The sequence below is a fragment of the Achromobacter sp. Root565 genome (genome assembly GCF_001427425.1).
GTDB lineage: Bacteria > Pseudomonadota > Gammaproteobacteria > Burkholderiales > Burkholderiaceae_B > Achromobacter > Achromobacter spanius_D.
Genome location: NZ_LMGO01000001.1, coordinates 2,228,496 through 2,249,010 on the forward strand (window position 1 = coordinate 2,228,496; position 20,515 = coordinate 2,249,010).

22 protein-coding genes are annotated in these 20,515 nt (G+C 67.5%); 12 read left to right on the forward strand and 10 right to left on the reverse strand.

What is annotated here, in order from left to right:
* The first annotated feature begins 73 nt into the window (after window positions 1–73).
* Window positions 74–1,045 (forward strand): LysR family transcriptional regulator, encoded by a 972-nt coding sequence (locus ASD71_RS09965; RefSeq protein WP_056562722.1) that lies wholly within the window; start codon window positions 74–76, stop codon window positions 1,043–1,045.
* Between the two features lie 72 nt (window positions 1,046–1,117).
* On the opposite strand, the gene ASD71_RS09970 is transcribed toward ASD71_RS09965, so the two are convergent.
* Both ASD71_RS09970 and alr read right to left on the reverse strand, forming a co-directional pair.
* Window positions 1,118–1,837: an SDR family oxidoreductase gene (locus ASD71_RS09970; RefSeq protein WP_056562724.1), complete on the reverse strand. Its 720-nt coding sequence runs from the start codon at window positions 1,835–1,837 to the stop codon at window positions 1,118–1,120.
* Between the two features lie 140 nt (window positions 1,838–1,977).
* Window positions 1,978–3,105 (reverse strand): alanine racemase, encoded by a 1,128-nt coding sequence (gene alr / locus ASD71_RS09975; RefSeq protein ID WP_056562727.1) that lies wholly within the window; start codon window positions 3,103–3,105, stop codon window positions 1,978–1,980.
* Between the two features lie 149 nt (window positions 3,106–3,254).
* On the opposite strand from alr, the gene hpnC reads away from it, so the two are divergent.
* From hpnC to hpnE, 3 genes are read left to right on the forward strand one after another with little or no spacing between them, the layout of a single operon-like run.
* A complete protein-coding gene (gene hpnC / locus ASD71_RS09980; RefSeq protein ID WP_056562730.1) occupies window positions 3,255–4,085 on the forward strand; it encodes a squalene synthase HpnC in 831 nt (276 codons plus the stop codon).
* Between the two features lie 13 nt (window positions 4,086–4,098).
* A complete protein-coding gene (hpnD, locus tag ASD71_RS09985) occupies window positions 4,099–4,962 on the forward strand; it encodes a presqualene diphosphate synthase HpnD (protein WP_056562733.1) in 864 nt (287 codons plus the stop codon).
* A complete protein-coding gene (gene hpnE, locus ASD71_RS09990) occupies window positions 4,959–6,281 on the forward strand; it encodes a hydroxysqualene dehydroxylase HpnE (RefSeq protein ID WP_056562736.1) in 1,323 nt (440 codons plus the stop codon). The genes hpnD and hpnE overlap by 4 nt, the downstream gene beginning before the upstream one ends.
* A 41-nt stretch (window positions 6,282–6,322) precedes the next feature.
* Here the strand turns inward: hpnE and ASD71_RS09995 are convergent, their stop codons facing one another.
* The 5 genes from ASD71_RS09995 to ASD71_RS10015 form a co-directional block, all read right to left on the reverse strand.
* Window positions 6,323–6,781, reverse strand: coding sequence for a carboxymuconolactone decarboxylase family protein (locus ASD71_RS09995; RefSeq protein WP_056562738.1), 459 nt, complete (start codon window positions 6,779–6,781; stop codon window positions 6,323–6,325).
* A gap of 66 nt (window positions 6,782–6,847) precedes the next feature.
* Complete coding sequence (locus tag ASD71_RS10000; protein ID WP_056562740.1) at window positions 6,848–7,834, reverse strand: tripartite tricarboxylate transporter substrate binding protein; 987 nt, start codon at window positions 7,832–7,834, stop codon at window positions 6,848–6,850.
* Window positions 7,835–7,899: 65 nt separating this feature from the next.
* Complete coding sequence (locus tag ASD71_RS10005) at window positions 7,900–8,904, reverse strand: cyclase family protein (protein WP_056562745.1); 1,005 nt, start codon at window positions 8,902–8,904, stop codon at window positions 7,900–7,902.
* A 54-nt stretch (window positions 8,905–8,958) separates the two neighbouring features.
* Complete coding sequence (locus ASD71_RS10010; RefSeq protein WP_156395192.1) at window positions 8,959–10,164, reverse strand: CaiB/BaiF CoA-transferase family protein; 1,206 nt, start codon at window positions 10,162–10,164, stop codon at window positions 8,959–8,961.
* Between the two features lie 49 nt (window positions 10,165–10,213).
* Window positions 10,214–11,056: a CoA ester lyase gene (locus ASD71_RS10015; protein ID WP_056562751.1), complete on the reverse strand. Its 843-nt coding sequence runs from the start codon at window positions 11,054–11,056 to the stop codon at window positions 10,214–10,216.
* Between the two features lie 85 nt (window positions 11,057–11,141).
* On the opposite strand from ASD71_RS10015, the gene ASD71_RS10020 reads away from it, so the two are divergent.
* The 3 genes from ASD71_RS10020 to ASD71_RS10030 all read left to right on the forward strand — a co-directional run bounded on the left by ASD71_RS10020 (window position 11,142) and on the right by ASD71_RS10030 (window position 13,909).
* On the forward strand, window positions 11,142–12,035 hold the full coding sequence (locus ASD71_RS10020; protein ID WP_056562752.1) for a LysR family transcriptional regulator: 894 nt from the start codon (window positions 11,142–11,144) through the stop codon (window positions 12,033–12,035).
* Between the two features lie 89 nt (window positions 12,036–12,124).
* The gene (locus ASD71_RS10025; RefSeq protein WP_056562757.1) at window positions 12,125–13,090 is read left to right on the forward strand and encodes a tripartite tricarboxylate transporter substrate binding protein; all 966 of its coding nucleotides are present in this window, start codon (window positions 12,125–12,127) and stop codon (window positions 13,088–13,090) included.
* 21 nt (window positions 13,091–13,111) lie between these two features.
* Window positions 13,112–13,909, forward strand: coding sequence for a GntR family transcriptional regulator (locus tag ASD71_RS10030; protein ID WP_056562758.1), 798 nt, complete (start codon window positions 13,112–13,114; stop codon window positions 13,907–13,909).
* Here the strand turns inward: ASD71_RS10030 and crcB are convergent.
* Both crcB and ASD71_RS10040 read right to left on the reverse strand, forming a co-directional pair.
* The gene (gene crcB, locus ASD71_RS10035) at window positions 13,906–14,298 is read right to left on the reverse strand and encodes a fluoride efflux transporter CrcB (protein WP_056562761.1); all 393 of its coding nucleotides are present in this window, start codon (window positions 14,296–14,298) and stop codon (window positions 13,906–13,908) included. The genes ASD71_RS10030 and crcB overlap by 4 nt on opposite strands.
* 5 nt (window positions 14,299–14,303) lie before the next feature.
* Window positions 14,304–14,858, reverse strand: a complete 555-nt coding sequence (locus ASD71_RS10040) for an HdeD family acid-resistance protein (RefSeq protein WP_056562763.1) — start codon at window positions 14,856–14,858, stop codon at window positions 14,304–14,306.
* A gap of 201 nt (window positions 14,859–15,059) precedes the next feature.
* On the opposite strand from ASD71_RS10040, the gene ASD71_RS10045 reads away from it, so the two are divergent.
* The 5 genes from ASD71_RS10045 to ASD71_RS10065 are packed head-to-tail and all read left to right on the forward strand — an operon-like array spanning window position 15,060 to window position 19,489.
* Window positions 15,060–15,686, forward strand: coding sequence for a PepSY-associated TM helix domain-containing protein (locus ASD71_RS10045; protein ID WP_056562766.1), 627 nt, complete (start codon window positions 15,060–15,062; stop codon window positions 15,684–15,686).
* Between the two features lie 27 nt (window positions 15,687–15,713).
* The gene (locus ASD71_RS10050; protein ID WP_056562769.1) at window positions 15,714–16,229 is read left to right on the forward strand and encodes a DUF2271 domain-containing protein; all 516 of its coding nucleotides are present in this window, start codon (window positions 15,714–15,716) and stop codon (window positions 16,227–16,229) included.
* Between the two features lie 44 nt (window positions 16,230–16,273).
* A complete protein-coding gene (locus ASD71_RS10055) occupies window positions 16,274–17,074 on the forward strand; it encodes a DUF4198 domain-containing protein (protein ID WP_056562772.1) in 801 nt (266 codons plus the stop codon).
* 15 nt (window positions 17,075–17,089) lie between these two features.
* On the forward strand, window positions 17,090–18,106 hold the full coding sequence (locus tag ASD71_RS10060) for an FAD:protein FMN transferase (RefSeq protein ID WP_082578850.1): 1,017 nt from the start codon (window positions 17,090–17,092) through the stop codon (window positions 18,104–18,106).
* Between the two features lie 6 nt (window positions 18,107–18,112).
* Window positions 18,113–19,489 (forward strand): sulfite reductase subunit alpha, encoded by a 1,377-nt coding sequence (locus tag ASD71_RS10065; RefSeq protein WP_156395111.1) that lies wholly within the window; start codon window positions 18,113–18,115, stop codon window positions 19,487–19,489.
* 33 nt (window positions 19,490–19,522) lie between these two features.
* Here the strand turns inward: ASD71_RS10065 and ASD71_RS10070 are convergent, their stop codons facing one another.
* Entirely contained in the window at window positions 19,523–20,482 is a 960-nt protein-coding gene (locus ASD71_RS10070; RefSeq protein WP_056562778.1) for a tripartite tricarboxylate transporter substrate binding protein BugE, read from the reverse strand.
* Window positions 20,483–20,515 lie beyond the last annotated feature (33 nt).

Sequence of the window (20,515 nt, forward strand, 5' to 3'; positions counted from 1 at the left end):
AGTATAGGAACGGGGTGCATACCGAACGATCAATTATTAGAATGCTGTGAAAACTGTTAGGAATCACTGAACCATGCCCGCCAGCCCCCGCATTCCCGACCTGCGCCACATCAGCGGACGCCTGCGCCTGCGCCACCTTGACCTGCTGCACGCGCTGCACGCGCTTGGAAGCGTGCACAAGGCCGCGGCGCGGCTGGGCATGACCCAGCCCGCGGCCAGCAAGCTCTTGCTGGAACTGGAGGACATGTTCGGCGTCCCGCTATTCGTGCGTTCGCGGCGGGGCATCACGCCGACCGCTTTCGGGCAGGCGCTTGCCGGCAAGACGGACGTGCTGCTGGCCGATCTGGCCGGCGCGCGCAACGAGATCGCCGCCTTGGCCGCCGGCGCGCGTGGCCGCATCCGGGTCGGCGTGCAGCCGGTGGCCCTGCCCGTGCTGGTGCCGCGCGCCATCCAGCGCATGCGCGAACACCATCCCGGCGTCACTGTCATGCTGCACGAGGGCGCGCACGATGCGCTGCTGGACAGCCTGGCCCGCGGTGAACTCGACTGCGTGCTGGGCCGCCTGATGCTCGATGCCGCCCAGGCGGTGTTCCGCACAGAAGTGCTGTACGAAGAGCCGATATGCGTGGTGGCGCGCAAGGGGCATCCGCTGGCGCGGTCGACGCGCATCACCGCCGCGGCGCTTGCGCGTCAGGACTGGATCCTGCCGCCGCCCGATGCGCCGCTACGCCAGCGGATCGACGCCTACTTCGCGCAGCAGGGACTGGCGCTGCCCGCGCCTGTCGCCGAATCGGTATCGCTGCTGGCCAATGAAGTGCTGCTGCGCGGCGCGGACATGCTGGCCGCCATGCCGCGCGCCGTCGCGCATCACTACGCGGATCTGGGCGTACTGGCGATCCTGAAGTTCAAACCGGACTGGAGCTTGCCGGCGGTAGGCGTCGTGCAGCGGGCGCACGTGGAACCGACTGCGGCGCTGGCCCATTTCCTGGACGCGCTGCGCAGCGAAGCCCGCGACTTGCAGGACGTGCCGCCAACGCGCCAGTGAGCAACGCGGCGCCTGCGCTGAGCACAAAAAACGCACCCGAAGGTGCGTTATGCATCCGTGCAGCGGCAACGTTCAGGAGCGGCCCGCCAGACTGCCGCCGCCATCCACACCCAGCACCTGACCGGTGATGAAACCGGCGTCGTCCGACAGCAGGAAGGCGATGGCGGCGGCCACTTCGGCCGGGGTGCCCAGGCGCTTCATGGGAACGGAAGCCAGCGCGCGCTTTTCGTTGTCGCTGCCGGCGGGCCGGGTGGCACGGAACATTTCGGTTTCGATGGGGCCCGGCGCCACCGCATTGGCCGTGACGCCATATTCGGCCAGTTCCAGCGCCCAGGTGCGGGTGCAGCCCACCAGCGCGCTCTTGGCGGCCGAATACGCGGTGCGGTCGAGCGCGCCGTGGATGGAGCGGCTGACCACGTTGACGATGCGGCCGGCGCGGCGCACCTTCATCGATTCGATGAACGCCTGCGTCACCTGCACCGCCACGCGCACGTTCAGGTCCAGCACGTTGTACAGCGTGGCCAGGTCGATTTCGCCCAGGGGCTGGGGCGACACGAGGCCCACATTGTTGACGACGGCGTCGACGGGGAATTTTTCGCGGATTTCGCGCAGGACTTCTTCGGTACGGCCGGCATCGGCCAGATCACAGGCGTACAGATAGCCCGGGAAATCGACATCGGTCGTGTTGCGCGCGATACCAACCACGTGACAGCCCATGTCGGACAACCGCTGAGTAAGCGCCCAGCCTATGCCTTTGGTGGCGCCCGTAATGAGCACGCATTTGTCCTTCATGGATTGAAACCTCGCAGTCTGTTTTCTTGGTCAAAAACGGGCGCCTGAGCGCCCGGTTTCCAAAGTAGACACCATCCGGCGCCGCCTGTCTTGTCATTTGCGCAGCAATTATTGCCCACCGGACGCCGCGCCGCCGCGGGTCAGGCGTCCCGGGTGACCGGGACGCGCGGGGCCAGCGCGCACAGCAGTTCATAGCCGATGGTGCCAGCCGCGCTGGCGACTTCATCCACCGACGGGCCGTCTTCGCCCCACAGCGACACCGGCGATCCGACCCCGGCGGACGGCACGGGGCCCAGATCCACGACCAGCATGTCCATGGACACCCGTCCCAGCAGTTGGGTCCGGATGCCGGCAACCACGACCGGCGTGCCGGTGGTGGCGTGGCGCGGGTAGCCGTCGGCGTAACCGCAGGCCACGATGCCCAGGCGCATGGCGCGTTCGGCGCGGAACAGCGCGCCGTAGCCGACGGAGTCACCGGCCTTGATTTCCTGCACCGCAATGATTTCGGAGCTGAGCGACATGGCGGGCTTCAGGCCGAACGAGGAGGCGTCGGCATCCGCAAAGGGCGACGCGCCATAGAGGCAGATGCCCGGCCGCACCCAGTGCGTCTGGCTTTCGGAGCCGACGGCGATGTCGGCAAAGCGCAGGGCGGCGGCCGAATTGCACACGCTGATCGAACCGGGCAGCTTATGCGTCACCGAATTGAAGACGCTCAGTTGTTCGTTCACGCCTTGCGGACCGTCGGCGCAGGCGAAATGGGTCATTTTGCCGACCGAGCCAAGCGTGCCCTGCTGCTGCAGCAGCGCGGCGCGCTCGTAGGCGGCGGGATAGGCCGTCGGGCTGAAACCCAGCCGGTTCATGCCGCTGTTGAGCTTGAGCATGATGTCCACGCGGCGCGACAGACGGGCGCGGGCCAGCATGTCGAGTTGGTCACGGTGGTGGACGGTGCTGCTGAGGTGGTAGCGGTCGACGATGTCGAGATCCGACGGGTTGAAGAACCCTTCCAGCAGCAGGATCGGTCCACCCCAGCCGGCTTCGCGGCAACGCACGGCTTCTTCGAGGTCCAGCATGGCCAGGCCTTGGGCCTTGGAAAAACCCGCCACGGCCTGTTCGATGCCGTGCCCGTAGGCGTTGGCCTTGATGACCGCCCAGATCGACGGCGGCAGCCCGGCGGCCGCGGCGGCGGTCTGGTCCAGGTGGCGGCGCACGGTGGCCAGATTGTGCGCAAGAGCGGAAACGGAAACGGTGGCGGATATGGGGCGCGGCATGTTGTGAGATCCTGTGGCGTCCAAGTCTAACTGATCGCCGTCCCCGGCGGCAGCGCGCCGGATCAAGCGCGGGCGACTACTCTAAAATGAGACCGTTTTCCGCTTTGCGCCGTTTTTGCAGGTCCGATCCTGCCCACTGGCCTCTTTTTATGTCCATCGATCACTACGAGAATTTTCCCGTTGCCTCGCTGCTCTTGCCGCGCAGGCTGCGCGGCGCCGTGACCGATATCTACCGGTTCGCCCGCGCCGCGGACGACATTGCCGACGAAGGCAGCGCGACCGACGAGGAGCGCCTGGCCCAGCTCGCCGCGTTCCGCACCGAGCTGCATCGCATCGGCGCCGAACCCGGCACGCCCCCCGCTGCCGGCCTGCCGCCCCTGTCCGACATCTTTGCGCCGCTGGCGCAGACGATCGCCCGGCACCAGTTGCCGATCACGCCTTTCTACGACCTGCTGTCCGCGTTCGAGCAGGACCTGACCGTCAAGCGCTACGAGGACTACGCCACCCTCATGGATTACTGCAGCCGCTCGGCCAACCCGGTCGGCCGCCTGATGCTGCACCTGTTCGAAGCCAGCACGCCGCAGAACCTGACCGAGTCCGACGCCATCTGCACCGGCCTGCAGCAGGTGAACTTCTGGCAGGACGTGCGAGTGGACTGGCACAAGCACCGCGTCTACCTGCCGCAGGAAGACCTGCGCCGCCACGGCGTGTCGGACGAAGACCTGGCCGCCTGCCGCCTTACGCCTGCGTGGCGCGAGCTCATGGCCTTCCAGGTCGACCGCACACGCGCGCTGCTACACTTCGGCGCTCCGCTGGCGCGCCGCCTGCCGGGCCGCATCGGCCTGGAGCTGCGCCTGGTGGTGCAAGGCGGGCTGCGCGTCCTGGAGCGGATCGAGGCGAGCGGCTACGATGTATTCATGAATCGCCCCGAATTGGGCGCCAAAGACTGGGCCATCATGTTGTGGCGCTCCATCAAGTAACAGGCCGTGCCTAATGACCCCTGACGAGTATTGCCAGGAAAAAGCCGCCAAAAGCGGTTCCAGCTTCTACTATTCCTTCCTGTTCCTGCCTCCCGAGCGCCGGCGCGCCATCACGGCCCTGTACGCGTACTGCCGCGAAGTGGACGACGTGGTCGACGAGTGCACCGACCCGTCGCTGGCGCGCATCAAGCTCGCCTGGTGGCGCACGCAGATCGACCAGATGTTCGACGGCAAGCCCGACCATCCCGTCACGCGCGCGTTGCAGCCGCATCTGGAAAGCTGTTCGATCACCCGTGACCGCCTGCTGGCCGTGATCGATGGCATGGAAATGGACCTGGACCAAACCCGCTACCTGGACTGGCCCGGCCTGCGCAAGTATTGCTGGCACGCGGCCGGCGTCGTGGGCGAACTGTCCGCCGGCGTGTTTGGCTATTCCGATCCCAAGACGCTGGTCTACGCCGAAAAGCTGGGCCTGGCGTTCCAGATGACCAACATCATCCGCGACGTGGGCGACGATGCCCGCCGCGGCCGCATCTATATCCCGGTCAACGACATGCAGCAGTTCGAGGTCAAGGCCTCGGACATCCTGAATGGCGAGTATTCCGATCGCTTCACCGCGCTGATGAAGTTCCAGGCCGACCGTGCCCGCGAGCTCTACCGCGAGGCGATGAGCAACCTGCCCGAGGCCGACCGCCGCGCGCAGCGTCCGGGACTCATGATGGCCGCCATCTACCATGCGCTGCTCGACGAGATCGAGCGCGACAACTGGCAGGTGCTGCACCAGCGCATTTCGCTCACCCCATTGCGCAAACTCTGGCTCGCCTGGAAAACCTGGGTGGGCGGCGGACGCGGCCTGGTCCGCCGGTTGGCCCGGTGAAGGCGGCGGTCATTGGCGCAGGCTGGGCCGGCTTGGCGGCCAGCGTTGCCCTGCGCGAAGCCGGCGCCAAGGTTACGGTTTTCGAGGCTGGGCACACCCCCGGTGGCCGCGCGCGGCGCGTCTTTCACGGTGACTTCGAAGCGCCGCTGGACAACGGCCAGCACCTCTTGTGCGGCGCCTACAAGGAAACCCTGGCGCTGATGCGCCGCGTGGGCCGCAACCCGGACGCCCTGCTGATGCGGCGTCCCTTGCGCCTGGCAAGCCTGGACGGCCGCTTCAACCTGTCCGCCCCGCGCCTGCCGGCGCCGCTGCACATGGCCCTGGCCGTCCTGCGCGCGCGTGGCGTCTCATGGAGCGACCGGCTTGCGATGCTGCGCCTGATGCGCGGCCTGAAGACCATGTCCTGGTCGCCGCCGCGCGACTGGACCGTGCTGCAACTGCTGCACTATCACGCGCAGTCCGATGTGCTGATCCGGCAGATGTGGGAGCCCCTTTGCCTGGCCGCGCTGAACACGCCGATCGCCACGGCCAGCGCCGTGCTGTTTGCCCGCGTGCTGCGCGATAGCCTGGCAGGCGCGCGCGAAGACAGCGATCTGCTGCTGCCGTGCACGGACCTGTCGGCGCTGTGGCCCGACGCCGCCGCGCGCCAGGTCACCATGCGCTATGGCAGCACGGTGCGCCAGCTGCATCCGTCCGCCGACGGCATCGACATCAACCAGGAACGCTTTGACGCGGCCGTGCTGGCCGTGCCGCCCACCTTCGCCGCGCGCCTGTTGGATGGTCCGCTACGCGAGGCCGGCGCCACCGGGCTGCTCGATGCGCTCAAGGCCTTCGACTATCTGCCCATCGCCACGCTGAACATCCGCCTGGCCGGCCCGTGGCGGCTGCCCGAGCCGATGATGATGCTGCGCGAAGATGCGGCCCGCGGTCATGCCGGCCAGTGGCTGTTCGATCGCGCCCAGCTCGCGGGCGACACCAAGGCTGGGGAACTGGCCGTGGTGGCCAGCGCGGCAATCGGCATGAGCGAACGCAACCGGCGCCAAGTGATTGAAGCCCTGATCGATCAGGTGGCCGAACAGGCCGCGGCGCATCCGCTGCGGCTGCCGCCGATGCCCGAGGTGGCGGCGGCCGAACTGTTCATTGAAAAGCGCGCGACGTTTGCCGCGGTGCCGGGCCTGACCCGCCCTCTGAACTCCACGCCGTGGCCCACGCTGGCATTGGCGGGCGACTGGACGGACACCGGCTATCCCGGCGTGCTGGAAGGCGCGGTACGCAGCGGCCTGCGGGCGGCTCGCGTGCTCAATCCCCGCTCGGACTAGAAAAGATCAGGCGGGCAAGCAGCCCGCCCTTTGCGCACCGGTCAGGCCGGCTTTGTCCCAAACAGGTCGGCCTGGCGCGGATCCGCCGCGGCCAGGTCGTAGCCGATCTGCCCGGCGACCTCGCGCAGGATGTTCTGCGCAAGATTGAAGGCCGTATTGGCCGCCGGCACGCCCGCGTAGATCGCGTTCTGCAGCAGCACTTCCTTGAGTTCGTCGGGCGTCAGGCGCGAGGCATCCTGTGCCGTCAAGGCGGCGCGCACGTGCAGTTCGAATTCTTCCCAACGGCCCAGCGACAACGTCACCGCCAGCACCATCATGCGGCGCGCCTTGTGCGGCAGGCCTGGACGGCTCCAGATATCGTGCCAGGCATAACGCGTGATCATGTTCTGGTAGTCGGCGGTGAACGTGGTGGCGCGATCCAGCGACCGCTGCACCCATTCGTCGCCAAGCACGGCGCGGCGGTTTTCCAGGCCACGCTCAAAATCGTCTTCCCGGCTCATCTGGTCAATCTCCATTCGGATCGGGGGCTGGCGCGTGCGAACGATGCCGCGCCCGCCCCCGGATGATCAATTCACCTGGATGTTATTGGTTTTCACGACCTCGGCCCAGCGGGTCTGTTCGGCATCGACAAACTTGGCGAAGTCGGCGGCGCTGCTGCCGACCGGCGTCAGGCCCAGCTTGGCAAGCTTCTCGCGGGTATCGGGACGCGCCAGCGCCTTTTGCACGAGCTCCTGCAGCTTGGCCACCACTTCCGGGCTGGTGCCCGCCGGCAGGAAGAAGCCGTTCCACTCGACCACGTTGAAGTTCTTGATGCCGGCTTCGCCCACCGTCGCCACGTTGGGCAGTTCGGGCATGCGCTGCGACGACGAGACCGCCAGCGCCTTGAGCTTGCCGCCGGTGACGTAGTTCAGGCTGGACGCGGCGTTGGCGAAGTAGACGTCGACCTGACCGCCCATGACGTCCACGATGGCCGGCGCGCCACCCTTGTAGGGCACGTGCACCATATCCAGGCCCGCATCCTTCTTGAGCAGCTCGGCGGCCATCTGCGCCAGGCTGCCCGGTCCATAGGACGCGAACGTCAGGCGGCCGGGCTTGGCGCGCGCCGCATCGATGAAGTCCTGCAGGTTGTTGAAGCTGGAACCGGGCGCGGCCACCAGGATGTTGGGCACGCTGACGGCCTGCGAGACCGGAATGAAGTCCTTCTTGGCGTCATAGGGCAGCTTGCGCAGCACCGGATTGATCGAGAAGGACGACGCGTCGAACAGCACCGTGTAGCCATCGGGCTTGGCCCGCGCCACGAACGCCGCGCCGATGGAGCCGCTGGCGCCGCCCTTGTTCTCGATCACCACGCTCTGGCCGGCGACTTCGCCCATGCCTTGCGCGATGATGCGCGCGGCGTTGTCCGCGCCGCCACCGGCGGAATACGGCACCACCACGGTGATGGGCTGCTCGGGGTAGCCGGCGGCGTGTGCGGCGCCAAACGTGGCGGCCAGGCCGATGGCGGCGGCCAGCGGACGAATTGCGGCCAGGGCCGTGCGACGGGTTTTCTTCATGTGTGCTCCTCGGGTCTCCCCTGTGGGGATGTTCGATCGGTCAAGGGTCGTGGCGCGAGCCGTCTTCAGACGGTCGCGATGGGGTTGACCGGCGCGCCGACCAGACCGGGCACGTACATGGGCGCCGCGGTCAGGAAAAAGGCATGCCGGCCGTGCTGGCGCAACCATTGCGCCAGCGGGGTCAGGTGCCAGAGCTCGCCCAAGGGCAGGCCCAGCTTGAAAAGACATTGCTCGTGCAGGGGCAGCAGCGCGCCCTTGCCGGTGTCCAGATGATGGTTGCGCAGTTCGACCGCGTGATTGTCGGCGGCGATGGCCGCGATCCGGCTGTCCTTGATCCACGCCAGCAGGTCCGCGTCGGCGCCGTCCAGCACGCAGCAGCTCGTCTTGAGCCGCTCCTGCTCGTCGTCGCCCAGCGTCAGCGCCAGGTCTGCCAGCCCTGTGTGCAGACACAGCACGTCGCCCGGCCGGACTTCCACGCCATCGGCGCGCATCACGTCCATCAGCTCGCGGTGGGACACCTTGCGCTGCGCATCACCGAAATGCGCGCGCAGGTCCACCATGACGCCGCGCCCCTGGATGCCGTGGCGCGCCATCGGCGCGATGGACAGGTCGCGGGTGCCGGTAAAACCTTCGGTGGCAGGCTCGCTGACGGCGAAGCCGTTGTAGCCCGTGGGCTGCGGCTGGCCGGTGCCATGCGCGTCGTACATCGAGCCCACATGGCCCAGCGCGTCCCATTGCGTGGAGTACTGCGGCGACAGCGTGACGCGGTCGTCGCTGATGACGTCGGTGGCGCCCGGCACATCGCGGTCCAGCGGATAGCGGTAGACCGGCACGCCGTTCTTTTCGGCGGGCTGGATAACCGGGCCCTTGCGGCGCGGGTTGAGCACGGGCGCACGCGGGACGGTCAGCGGCAGGCTCAGCGAAAACGACATCCCGGTGCGAATTTCGGCAACCGCGGCCAGACGCGCCTGGACGTCCAGGTGATTGAGCGTGCCCAGTTGGTCGTCGTGCCCGAAATCGCCCCAGTTCGATCCGTCCGGGCGGCGCACATACCGTTGCGCTTGATTCATGATTTCTGTCTCCTCGCCCTTTTGCCGGACGATTCTTGTCTTGGTTGTTACTTCTTATTGCACCACGGATGTGTGCAGCAATTGGTCGATTTCGTCCGCTGTGTATCCCAGGGCGGACAGAATTGTGCGGCTGTGCTCGCCAAGGCCCGGGGCGGCGCGCACGGCGCCGGCATGGACTTCGTCTTGCACGGCCCCGCCAAACTGCGCCCATTGCGCCAGCCCGAGATAATTGCCCGCCTTCTCGCTGTGATAGGGGCGCATGAATCCCATGGCCTCCACTTGCGGGTGGTCGAACATGTCCTCGACCGGCCGGACCTCCGCGCAAGGCACGCTCTGGCCAAAGCGTTCGGCCCATTCACGGGCCGATGCGCGCGCCAGGGCCTCGCGCACCAGCGGGACCAGCACCGCCGCCTGCGCCGCGCGCTTTTTCACGGTGTCGTAGTCGGGATGGTCGGCCAGATCCTGCAGGTCCAGATGGCCGCACAGCGCCCGCCAGAAATGCGGCGTGTTGGCCGAGATGTACAGATGGCCTTCACGCGTGGGATGGATGCCGGTGATGCCGCCCGAGCGCATGTCGCGTTCGATGCGGCGCGGTTCGCCCTCGGCCCAGACCAGGCGGGCCGATTGCATGGCGAGCGCGCTGCCCAGCAGCGACACTTCGATGGCCTGCCCGCGCCCGGTTTTTTCGCGCTGATAGAGCGCGGCGGACACGCTGTTGGAGATCAGCGCGGCGCCGTAGTAGTCGACCACCGATCCGTACAGCACTTCAGGCGGACCGTCGGCCTTGGCCTGCGCCGCGCACATGCCGGTCATCGACTGCAGCACCTGGTCGTAGCCCGCGTGGCGCGCCATCGGACCGGCCGCGCCGTAGCCCGTCATTGCGCAATAGATCAGGCGCGGGTTGATGGCGGCCAGCGTGGCGAAGTCGATGCGCAGGCGCTCCGGAACGCCGGGGCGGAAATTGTGGACCAGCACATCGGCCTCGCGCACCAGCCTGACCAGCACCTCGTAACCCGCCTCGTCTTTCAGATTGAGGCACAGGCCGCGCTTGTTGCGGTTGATGCCCAGAAAGGCGCGGCTCTCAGTCGGCAGGGTCGACGGGTACTTGCGCAGGTTGTCGCCTTCGGGCGGCTCGACCTTGATCACGTCGGCACCCATGTCGCCCAGCAGCGCGCAGCCGTACGGACCCGCGATGTAGGCGCTGAGATCCAGCACCTTGACGCCGGCCAGCGGCAACTGAGCGGGGGTTTCAATTTCCATCATGCAATTCATCCGATAAAAAGCTCGGCCGCGAATAGCGCAGGCCGTTTCAGGCGGCGCGTCCTGCCGCCAGCAGGACGTCTCGGGCGCGCCGCACGAAGGGCGCGTCGATCATCTTGCCGTCCAGCACAAATGCGCCCACCCCTTCCTGCGCCTGGCTCGCCGCGACGATCCGTTCGGCCGCGTCGATCTCTTCGGCGCTGAATCCGAACACGTCGTTGGCGATGGCGATCTGGCTGGGATGCACGCAGGATTTGCCCAGGAAACCGAGCGAGCGCGCCAGTTGCGCCTCGGCGCGGAAGCCCTCGGCGTCGCGCACGCGGGCATAGGCGGCGTCCATGGCGTACTTGCCCGCGGACCCTGCGCCCAGCCGCAACGCCAGCATCACCGCGCGCAGCGTCTCGGGCTGGTAACGGTCGATACCCAACGGTTCGAACAGGTCGGCCAGCCCCAATTGCAGGCCCGCGACGCGCGGGTGCGCGGCCAGCTCGGCCGCACGGGCCAGCGCCAGCGGCGTTTCGACGGTGACCAGCAGTTCGCCCTCGAAGCCGACCGTGGCAGCGTGATCGGCGGCTTCGCGCAGCGCATCCGCGGACTCGACCTTGGGCAGATTCAACAGGTCGATCGGCGAGCGGCCCAGCGCGTCCAGGTCGTCCGCGAAATAAGGCGTGTCCGACGCATTGACGCGAACGATAATTTTCTTGGGATGTTGAGCTTGCGCCGCCTGAAAGGCGGGCGACCCGAGCCAGCGGGCCAGCTCGGCGCGCGCGGCCGGCTTGCGCGGCGGCGCGACCGCGTCCTCCAGATCGAAAGACAGCGCATCGGCTTCGCTGGCCATGGCTTTGTCGAATAGTTCCGGGCGTGACGCCGGCACGAAAAGCTTACTTTTCATTATGGTCTCCTCGCCGCATTGTGACCGTGCGGCACGCCGCCAGGGGAAAGCCGGCATACGATAAGAAGATAGAATCCCTATCATCATGAACACCGACTTTCTTCAAACGCTGTCCGCCGTGGCGCAACACGGCTCCATGGCCGAGGCCGCCCGCCGCCTCGGACTCACGCACGGCGCCGTCGCGCAGCAGGTGCGCAAGCTGGAACAGGAACTGGGCGTGCCGCTGGTCGCGCGCGCCGGCCGCACCGTGCACTTGACGGCCAAGGCGATCGAACTGATCGGACCGATGCGCGAAGTCCTGGAGCGGATCGAGAAGATCCGCTACCTGGCGCGGTCGGGCGAGATGATGGGCGAGCTTCGGCTGGGCGCCGGCAACACCGCGCTGAACTCCATGGTGCCGGCCATTCTTGAGCACCTGGTCGGACGCCATCCGCTGATCAGCGTGGAGATCCAGCCCGGGCACTCCGCCCGCTTCTACCCGGCCATCGAAAGCGGCGAACTCGATGCCGCCATCGCGCTGGAGGCGCCCTACCCCCTGTCCAAAAGCCTGGGCTGGCAGTTGCTGCGCGAAGAACCCTACGTGCTGGCGGTGGCGCCGCGCCACGCGGGCCGGCATCCGCACAGCCTGCTTACCGCGGAGCCGTTCATCCGCTATCAGCGCAACGACTGGAGCGGGCGTCACGTGGACGACTATCTGCGCCGCGTCGGCATCACGCCGCGCGATCGGTTTGAACTGAACGCGATCGAATCCATTGCGGTGATGGTGAGCCGGGATCTGGGCGTGGCGATCCTGCCCCGGTCCACCAACGGCACGATCGAGCGGCTGGGCCTAGTCGCCCTGCCCCTGCCCGCGCACTGCGAACCGCGCCGCTTCGGCTTGATCTGGTCACGCGTATCGCCACGCCTGGCGTTGATCCAGGCGTTCCGGGACATCGCCATCGTGGAGTACGCGAAGGTGGCAGATGCGCCCGGCCGTTGACGCCTTCCTACGGGGAAACGATCTGGTGCGCACCGTCCTGTCTCCCTATACTTGTATTGTCCTCAATACAACATATCAGGAGACAAATCATGCCGGGACTGCATCGGATCGCCGCGCGTTGCGCGCTGCTGGCCGCGTTTGCCTTACCAACTGCCCCCGCCCTCGCGCAGGCAGACGCCATCAGGCTGGTCGTGGGCGCGCCCCCGGGCGGCACCACCGACACCGTGGCGCGCAGCATCGCGCAGCACATGGCAGTGGACTTGAAGCGCACCGTCGTGGTCGAGAACAAGCCAGGCGCGGGCGGCAACATCGCCGCCGACTATGTCGCCAAGAGCAATCCCGACGGCAATACCTTGCTGGTCACCTTCACCAGCTTCTCCATCAACGCCACGCTGTACCGGAACCTGCCTTTCGACCCCGTGGCCGATTTCACGCCGATCAGCATGCTGGCCAACGTGCCTAGCGTGCTGGTCGTGCGCAAGGACTTCCCGGCACGCACCATGCCGGAGTTCGTCTCGCTGGTCAAAGCCAGCCCGGGCAAGCACACGATGGCGCTGGGCGCGATCGGCTCGTCACTGCACATGGCCGGCGAACGCATGAAGATGATGGCGGGCCTGGACATCCTGAACGTGCCGTACAAGGGCACGGCGCCGGCCATCACCGACCTGCTGGGCGGCCAGGTGGACATGATGTTCGCCAGTTCGCTGAATGCGCTGCCGCATATCAAGAGCGGTGCGTTGCGGGCGCTGGGGGTCACCAGTCCGCAGGCGCTGCCGCAGTTTCCCGGTGTGCCGCCCATCGGCGATACCATCAAGGGTTTCGAATCGAACGCGTGGTTCGCGCTGTTTGGCCCGGCCAAGATGCCGGCCGACAAACTGGCGGCGCTGAATGCCGCGGCGCGCAAGGCGGTCGATACGCCGTCGTTCCGCAAGCTGCTCGAGGGCGAGGCCGCCAGCGCGGTAAGCAGCAGCCCCGAGGAACTGGGCGTCTTCGTGCGCCAGGACATCGCGCGATACGCCGAGATCGTCAAGTTCACCGGCGCGACCGTCGACTGAACGTCAACCAGGAGCCCCATCGTGTCCGACAGCCCGCTGCCGCTTTATCACAAGGTCTACCTGCTGCTGAAGCAACGGCTGGAAGCGGGCGGGTTCGCCACGGACAGGGCGATGCCCGGCGAAAACGCGCTGGCCGCCGAATACGGCGTGTCCCGGCTGACAATACGGCGCTCGCTTGATGCGCTGGCAGCCGATGGCCTGATCGAGCGGCGGCAGGGACGCGGCACGTTCGCGGCCGCGCCGGCGCCGTTTCCCGGCCCGCAGCACGGCGCGGGCATGGACGCGCTGATGGCGCACCTGGCCCGCATGGGCATGCACACGCAGGTGCGCCTGCTTGAACTGGAAACCGCGCCCGCCACGCCGCTGGTGGCAGCGCGCCTGGAACTGCCGCCGGGCGCGCCCGTGCAGCGCGCCGTGCGCGTGCGCAGCCACGAAGGCCAGCCGTTTTCTCACCTGACCACGTTCGTGCCGGACGACATCGGCCAGCGCATCCGCCGCCAGGACCTGGACGCCAAGCCGCTGCTGGCCATCTTCCGCGACCTGGGCGTGCGCGTGGCACGGGCCGAACAGTCGATGTCGGCCGTGCTGGCCGAGCCCGGCATCGCCGAGCTGCTGGACGTGCCAGTGGGATCGGCCCTGCTCAGCCTGCACCGCGTGGTGCGCGACGAGTCTGGGCGGCCGGTGGAATGGCTGCATGCCCGCTACCGGCCGGACCGCTACGAATACCGCATGAACATGCAGGCGCACGACATGCCCGGCCAGCCGACGTGGCTGCCTGCGGCGTCAGCCACCGCTGAAGCCGACGCGTCGACGACCTAGCGCAGCAGACTGACCGTGGCCAGCCCCGCCGCCGTCAGCGCCAGCGACCCCGCCAGGCTGAATCCGGCATAGCCCAGCGCGCTGACATACGCGCCGCGCTCCAGCATCGCGACCGTCTCGGCGGAAAAGGTCGAGAACGTGGTCAGCCCGCCCATGAAACCGGTAATGGCGCCCAGCCGCACCCACGCCGGCCACTCGGGATGCCCGGCCACCAGCGCCAGCGCCACGCCGACCAGATACCCGCCCGCCAGATTCACCGCCAGCGTGCCCCACGGCCAGGAGCCGGCATTCAGCCACAGGCCGACCAGCCAGCGGGACCACGCGCCAAGGATCGCGCCCAGGCCCACGGCCAGGAAATTCAGGGGAACCAGCGTTTGATAAGCGGACATGGAGGTCAGACGGTGCCGTGTTGTTTGAGACGCAGGGAAAAGACCAGCAGCAGTATGCCGAAGAACACGGCGTAGATGCCGATCACCCACACCAGCGCCAGCGCGCCAGCGCCCGGCTGCATGACCAGCATGGCGCCGAAGGCCACCGACACCAGCCCGGAAAGGCCCAGCAGCCATTCGTTGCGGATGGCCTTGCGAAAGCGCACGGCGGCGATGATCTGGAACACGCCCGCCACGATCGCCCAGATGGCGATGATGTAAAGCAGGATCAGCGCGGTAAGTCCGGGCCACAGAAAGGTGACGATACCCGCCGCCACGCCCAGCAGACCCACGATGATCAGCGCCCACAGCGGTTTGCCGTTGTCCCGGATGCGGAATCCGGCGATCAGCGCCAGCACCCCGTCCACCAGCGCAAACGCGCCCCACACCAGCACCAGCGCCGACAAGGTGATGGCCGGCATGAACATGGCCATGAACCCAAACAGGATGGCGACGACGCCGCGAAGCGCCACCCATCCCCAATGACGACCGATTTGATCCACGACTTGCTGTTGCAGCATGACGACCTCCGGTGTTTGCAAAGGGTGGCCTATCTTAGTCCCGCCAACCGGCAAGCGCATCGTTCAGCGTGTGTTCAGCTACCGTCAAAAAGGCGCTTGGCAGCGAAATCGATTGAAATTTCCGCACGCGCGGCGGCCCTGCTTTTTTAAGAGTAATTCTCATTAAATGTTAGAATCCGGCCGCTTCCCGCCCGACATTCCATGGACACCCAACCCGCTCCCCGCCGCCGCGCCTACTGGCTCAAGACACTGCATCAATGGCACTGGATCAGTTCTGCGCTCTGCCTGCTGGGGATGCTGTTGTTCGCGGTGACGGGGCTGACGCTGAACAACGCGTCGCACATCGAATCGAAGGCCGTGGTGACCAGCCGCGAGGCCCGTCTTCCCGATGCCATCCTGAAGCAGCTCGCTGCCGCGCCCACGGCAAAAAAGGCGCCCTTGCCCGCACCGGTCGCCGCATGGCTGGACCAAACGTTGGACGCCTCGACGGCCGGCAAGACCGCCGAGTGGTCCCCCGACGAGGTCTACCTGTCGCTGCCCCGCGCGGGCGGCGATGCCTGGCTGTCCATCGACCGCGCGAGTGGCGACGTCGAATACGAGCGCACCGACCGCGGCTGGATCTCCTACCTGAACGACCTGCACAAGGGCCGCAACACGGGGCTCGCCTGGAGCTGGTTCCTGGACATCTTCGCCGTCGCCTGTCTGGTGTTCTCGCTGACCGGACTGGTGCTGCTCAAGATGCACGCCGGCAACCGCAGCGCGACCTGGCCCATGGTGGGGCTGGGCGTTGTGATTCCGCTGGTGCTGGCGCTGCTTTTCATTCACTGATTCCATCGATACGCCCTGGAGATTTCCATGCGCAAGTTGCTGTTGCCGGCGCTGCTCGCCGGCCTGATCGCCCGAACGGCCCACGCGGCAGACATCGGCCTGTCCATCGAGGTGCCGCGCCTGGACGTGGCCGAATACCATCGCCCGTACGTGGCGATCTGGATCGAGAACCCCGACCAGAGCGTGGCCACCGACCTGGCCGTCTGGTACGACGTGGCCAAGAAGAACAACGAAGGCACCGAGTGGCTCAAGGACATGCGCCAGTGGTGGCGCCGCAGCGGCCGCAACCAGCAGTTCCCGGTGGACGGCGTCAGCGGCGCGACCAAGCCCGTGGGCAAGCACGCGCTGTCGTTTGACGCGGCCAGCAAGCCACTTGCGCAGCTCAAGCCCGGCCAGTACGCGGTGGTGGTCGAAGCCGCGCGCGAAGTGGGCGGCCGCGAACTGGTGCGCATCCCCTTCCAGTGGCCGCCGCAAAAGGCCGAGCAGCTAAGCGCGCGCGGCGAGCACGAATTGGGCGCCATCGCGCTCGATCTCAAACCCTGACCGGCCTCGTGACGAGCCCCTTTCGAAACGCAAGGAACGCAACGATGAAATCCGCCGCCAAACTGGCCGCCGCCCTGGCGCTGTGCCTGCCCTTTGCCGCTCACGCCCATGACGTCTGGATCGTGCCGTCCTCGACGGTGCTGTCGGGTACCGACAGCTGGATCACCGTGGACGCCGCGGTCGGCAACGACAAGTTCTACTTCAACCACGCGCCGCTGCGCCTGGACGGCCTGACCGTCACCGCGCCGGACGGCAATGCCGCCGAAGCCGAGAACATCAACCGCGGCAAGCTGCGCAGCACGTTCGACCTGCAGATCAAGCAAGCCGGCACCTACCGCGTTGCCGTGGTCAACGACGGCGTGTTCGCGCGCTGGAAGGAAAACGGCAAGAACAAGCGCTACTTCGGCAAGGTTGAAGGCATGGCGCAGGCCGTGCCGGCCAAGGCCGACGAGCTTGAAGTCTCGCAAAGCCTGGGCCGGGTCGAGACCTTCGTCACTGCCGGCAAGCCGTCGGCCCTCAAGCCCGTGGGACGCGGCCTGGAGCTGGCGCCGGTGACGCACCCGAATGACCTCTTCACCGATGAGGCCGCCACGTTCCAGATGCTGCTGGACGGCAAGCCCGCCGCGGACCTGGAGGTGAACGTGGTGCCCGGCGGCAGCCGCTATCGCGACAAGGTCGGCGAAATCCAACTGAAGACCGACCAGGACGGCAAGTTCTCGGTGAAGTGGCCGCAGCCGGGCCTGTACTGGATCGAAGCCGGCATGGAAGACGCCAAGGTCACCGTGCCGCAGGCCAAGAAGCGCCGCCTGTCGTACGCCGGCACCGTCGAAGTGCTGCAACCGTAAGGCAAAGGCGCGCGCGTGGCGACCTCCCCTTCCTTCGCACCGCGCAACGCGGCGGCGTCGGCCGTTCGCGTCGCCTACGGCGCAATGCCAGCGCGCCCGGCCGCGCTGGCAGGCGCCACCATGGGCACCACCTGGTCCGCGCGCCTGGCGCTGCCCGCGAGCGTAACGGAAGCATCGGCACGGCAAGGTATTCAGGCCGCGCTGGATCAGGTCGTCGCGCAGATGAGCACCTGGGAAGCGGACTCGGACATCACGCGCTACAACCGCGCCGAGCCCGGCTGGCAGGCGCTGCCGCCCGAGTTCCTCCATGTGCTGCATCATGCGCTGATGCTGGCCGAGGACAGCGGCGGCGCCTACGATCCCACCGTGGGGCCGCTAGTGAATGCGTGGGGTTTCGGGCCGCACCAGCGCGCCTTCGAACCGCCCTCGCCCGCCGCCATCCAGACCGCGCGTGATCGCTGCGGCTGGCGGCGCGTGCCGCTGGACGAAGAGCGCCGTGCCGCCTGGCAGCCCGGCGGCGTCTATCTGGACCTGTCGTCCATCGCCAAGGGGTACGGCGTGGACCGCGCGGCGATGGCGCTCGACGCCTTGGGGATCACCGATTACCTGGTCGAAGTCGGCGGCGAATTGCGCGCCCGCGGCAAACGTCCCGACGGACAATCCTGGCGTGTGGCCATCGAGGTTCCCGACGCCAGCGACGAGCATGCGCTGGCCTTGCCGCTACACAATTGCAGCATCGCCACGTCGGGCGACTACCGGCGCCATGCGGGCGACGGCGATGCGCGCTACGCCCACACGCTCGACCCGCGCACCGGCCACCCGGTGCGCAATGCGGTGGCCTCGGTGACCGTGCTGCACCCCGTTTGCATGCAGGCCGACGCGCTGGCCACCGTGCTGACAGTGCTGGGCGAAGCTGATGGGATGGCCTATGCGCGCCGCCATGCGCTTGCCGCGCTGTTCATCGTGCGCGGCGAAGACGCGTGGCGCGTCATGGCCACGCCGCAGTTCGAGGCCCTGGCCCTCGCGCCCTGAATGCCCATGTTGCATACCCGGTTGATCGCGGCAACGTGCGTGGTGCTGACCTGGCTGCTGCTGTGCCTGTGGGCCTGGCAGCGCGCCCGCCGGCAACAGGCGCAACAGATGCTGGCGATGCAGGCGCTCGACGCACCGGCGTCCGACGACGCCGTGCTGGTGGCCTACGCCAGCCAGACCGGCTACGCCGAGTCGCTGGCCATGCAGACCGCCGACTCTCTGCGCGCCGGGGACCTGACCGTACGCGTCGCCTCGCTGTGTCAACTGGACCTTCAACGCCTGGCCGCCTACCGGCGCATGCTGTTTGTCGTCAGCACCTATGGCGAGGGCGATCCGCCCGATGCGGCGGCGGCCTTTGCCGGCCAGATGCAAGAGACGCAGCAAGGCGCCGCACTGGCAGGCGCGCAATATGCTGTCCTGGCGCTCGGCGACAGCGAATACGCACAGTTCTGCGGCTTTGGCCACCGATTGAACGAGTGGCTGCACGCGCAAGGCGCGACGCCGCTGTTCGACCTGGTCGAAGTCGACAACGACGACGCGGCCGCGCTGCGCCATTGGCAGCATCACCTGGGCCTGCTGGCCGGCCGCAGCGATTTGCCTGACTGGGAGGCGCCCGTCTATGACACCTGGCGCCTGGCCAGCCGGACGCTGCTGAATCCCGGCAGCCAGGGCGGCCCCTGCTTCCTGCTGACGCTGACGCCCCCGCCCGAGAACGCGGCCGCATGGCAGGCGGGCGACATCGCAGAAATCGGCCCCCGTCGTGAACGCGGCGGCGCGTTGCAGGCGCATCGCGAATACTCCATCGCGTCGCTGCCCGCCGACGGCGCCATCCAGCTGCTGGTGCGCCAGATGCGCGGTGCCGACGGCGCGCTGGGCCTGGGCAGCGGCTGGCTCACGCACATAGCGCAGACGGGCGACGAGATCGCGCTGCGTGTGCGCGCGAACCGCAATTTCCACCCGCCGGCTGACGACCGCCCGTTGATTCTGATCGGCAATGGCACCGGCCTTGCGGGCCTGCGCGCGCTCATCAAAGCGCGCCGCGCCGCCGGCCAACGCCGCAACTGGCTGGTCTTTGGCGAACGCAATGCCGCCTGCGACGGGTTCTGCCGTGAAGAGATCGACGCGTGGCGGCAAGACGGCACGTTGGAACGCGTGGATACGGTGTTTTCACGCGATCAGGCCGAACGCCGCTATGTGCAGCACTGTTTGCGCGAACAGGCGGACGCTGTGCGCACCTGGGTGGACGCCGGCGCTGCCGTGTATGTCTGCGGCAGCCTGCAAGGCATGGCGGGCGGCGTGGATGCCGCGCTGCAGGACATCCTGGGCGCGGACCGCCTGCAAGCCCTGCAGCACGCCGGCCGTTACCGGCGCGACGTGTACTGAAGACGCGCCAGCGTTCTTGCGTTTCGCAGGCCCTTACTGCAGCTTGATCTGCGCGCGCTCGATCACCGTCTTCCAGCGATCGCGTTCGGTGCTGATCTGCTCGCCAAACTGCGCCGGCGTGTTGCCCAGCGGGAACGCGCCCGTCTCTTCCATCTTTGCCGCCGTCGCCGGATCGCGCACGGCGCGGGCAAAGGCATCCGCCAGCTTGTCGCGCACGTCGGCCGGCATGTTGGCTGGACCGACCACGCCGTACCAGGCCGTCACGTCGTAGTCCTTGTAGCCCTGCTCGGCAAACGTCGGCACATCCGGCAGGCGCGGATTGCGGGCCGTCCCGGTAATCGCCAACGGCTTGAGATGATTGCTTTTGACGTACGGCAGCGACGACGGAAAGTTGTCGAAGATCACCGGCACCACGCCGCCCACCGTGTCGGTCAGCGCCGGGGCCGAACCGCGATACGAAATGCTGTTCATCTTGCCGCCGATGATCTGCAGGAACCAGATCATGCCCAGGTCGTTCACGCCGCCCGCGCCCGCGTTCGCGTAACCGTCCTTGCCGGGATTGGCGCGCACGTGTGTCACGAACTCGGCCAGCGTCTTGGCCGGAAAGCTCGGATTCACGCTGAGGATGTTGGGGCTCGTCACCAGGTTGCTGATGGGCGTGAAATCCTTGACCGGGTCGTAGGCCAGATTGGGAAACAGATGCGGCGCCGTGCCGTGCGTGCTGACGGTGGCCAGCCCCACGGTGTAGCCGTCCGGCTTGGCGCGTGCGGTGGCCGCCATGCCGATAGTGCCCGACGCGCCCGTGCGGTTTTCCACCACGATCTGCTGGCCCAGAATCTCGCCCGCCTTGGCCGCGGCAACACGGCCGACGATGTCCGTCGGGCCGCCCGCCGGGAACGGCACGATCAGCGTGATGGGGCGGTCGGGAAAGGCGGCGTGGGCGGACGGCAGCGCGGCGGCCAGCGCCAGGGCGGCGCAAGTCTTGCGGAACATGATGGTGGGTCTCCTGGTAGGGCTGTTGTTATG

What these genes read in the sequence shown, in the direction of transcription:
- ASD71_RS09965 (WP_056562722.1), top strand. Translation starts at nt 74, where the DNA reads ATGCCCGCCAGCCCCCGCATTCCCGACCTGCGCCACATCAGCGGACGC.
- ASD71_RS09970 (WP_056562724.1), bottom strand. Translation starts at nt 1,837, where the DNA reads ATGAAGGACAAATGCGTGCTCATTACGGGCGCCACCAAAGGCATAGGC.
- alr (WP_056562727.1), bottom strand. Translation starts at nt 3,105, where the DNA reads ATGCCGCGCCCCATATCCGCCACCGTTTCCGTTTCCGCTCTTGCGCAC.
- hpnC (WP_056562730.1), top strand. Translation starts at nt 3,255, where the DNA reads ATGTCCATCGATCACTACGAGAATTTTCCCGTTGCCTCGCTGCTCTTG.
- hpnD (WP_056562733.1), top strand. Translation starts at nt 4,099, where the DNA reads ATGACCCCTGACGAGTATTGCCAGGAAAAAGCCGCCAAAAGCGGTTCC.
- ASD71_RS09995 (WP_056562738.1), bottom strand. Translation starts at nt 6,781, where the DNA reads ATGAGCCGGGAAGACGATTTTGAGCGTGGCCTGGAAAACCGCCGCGCC.
- ASD71_RS10000 (WP_056562740.1), bottom strand. Translation starts at nt 7,834, where the DNA reads ATGAAGAAAACCCGTCGCACGGCCCTGGCCGCAATTCGTCCGCTGGCC.
- ASD71_RS10005 (WP_056562745.1), bottom strand. Translation starts at nt 8,904, where the DNA reads ATGAATCAAGCGCAACGGTATGTGCGCCGCCCGGACGGATCGAACTGG.
- ASD71_RS10010 (WP_156395192.1), bottom strand. Translation starts at nt 10,164, where the DNA reads ATGGAAATTGAAACCCCCGCTCAGTTGCCGCTGGCCGGCGTCAAGGTG.
- ASD71_RS10015 (WP_056562751.1), bottom strand. Translation starts at nt 11,056, where the DNA reads ATGAAAAGTAAGCTTTTCGTGCCGGCGTCACGCCCGGAACTATTCGAC.
- ASD71_RS10020 (WP_056562752.1), top strand. Translation starts at nt 11,142, where the DNA reads ATGAACACCGACTTTCTTCAAACGCTGTCCGCCGTGGCGCAACACGGC.
- ASD71_RS10025 (WP_056562757.1), top strand. Translation starts at nt 12,125, where the DNA reads ATGCCGGGACTGCATCGGATCGCCGCGCGTTGCGCGCTGCTGGCCGCG.
- crcB (WP_056562761.1), bottom strand. Translation starts at nt 14,298, where the DNA reads ATGTCCGCTTATCAAACGCTGGTTCCCCTGAATTTCCTGGCCGTGGGC.
- ASD71_RS10040 (WP_056562763.1), bottom strand. Translation starts at nt 14,858, where the DNA reads ATGCTGCAACAGCAAGTCGTGGATCAAATCGGTCGTCATTGGGGATGG.
- ASD71_RS10045 (WP_056562766.1), top strand. Translation starts at nt 15,060, where the DNA reads ATGGACACCCAACCCGCTCCCCGCCGCCGCGCCTACTGGCTCAAGACA.
- ASD71_RS10050 (WP_056562769.1), top strand. Translation starts at nt 15,714, where the DNA reads ATGCGCAAGTTGCTGTTGCCGGCGCTGCTCGCCGGCCTGATCGCCCGA.
- ASD71_RS10055 (WP_056562772.1), top strand. Translation starts at nt 16,274, where the DNA reads ATGAAATCCGCCGCCAAACTGGCCGCCGCCCTGGCGCTGTGCCTGCCC.
- ASD71_RS10065 (WP_156395111.1), top strand. Translation starts at nt 18,113, where the DNA reads ATGTTGCATACCCGGTTGATCGCGGCAACGTGCGTGGTGCTGACCTGG.
- ASD71_RS10070 (WP_056562778.1), bottom strand. Translation starts at nt 20,482, where the DNA reads ATGTTCCGCAAGACTTGCGCCGCCCTGGCGCTGGCCGCCGCGCTGCCG.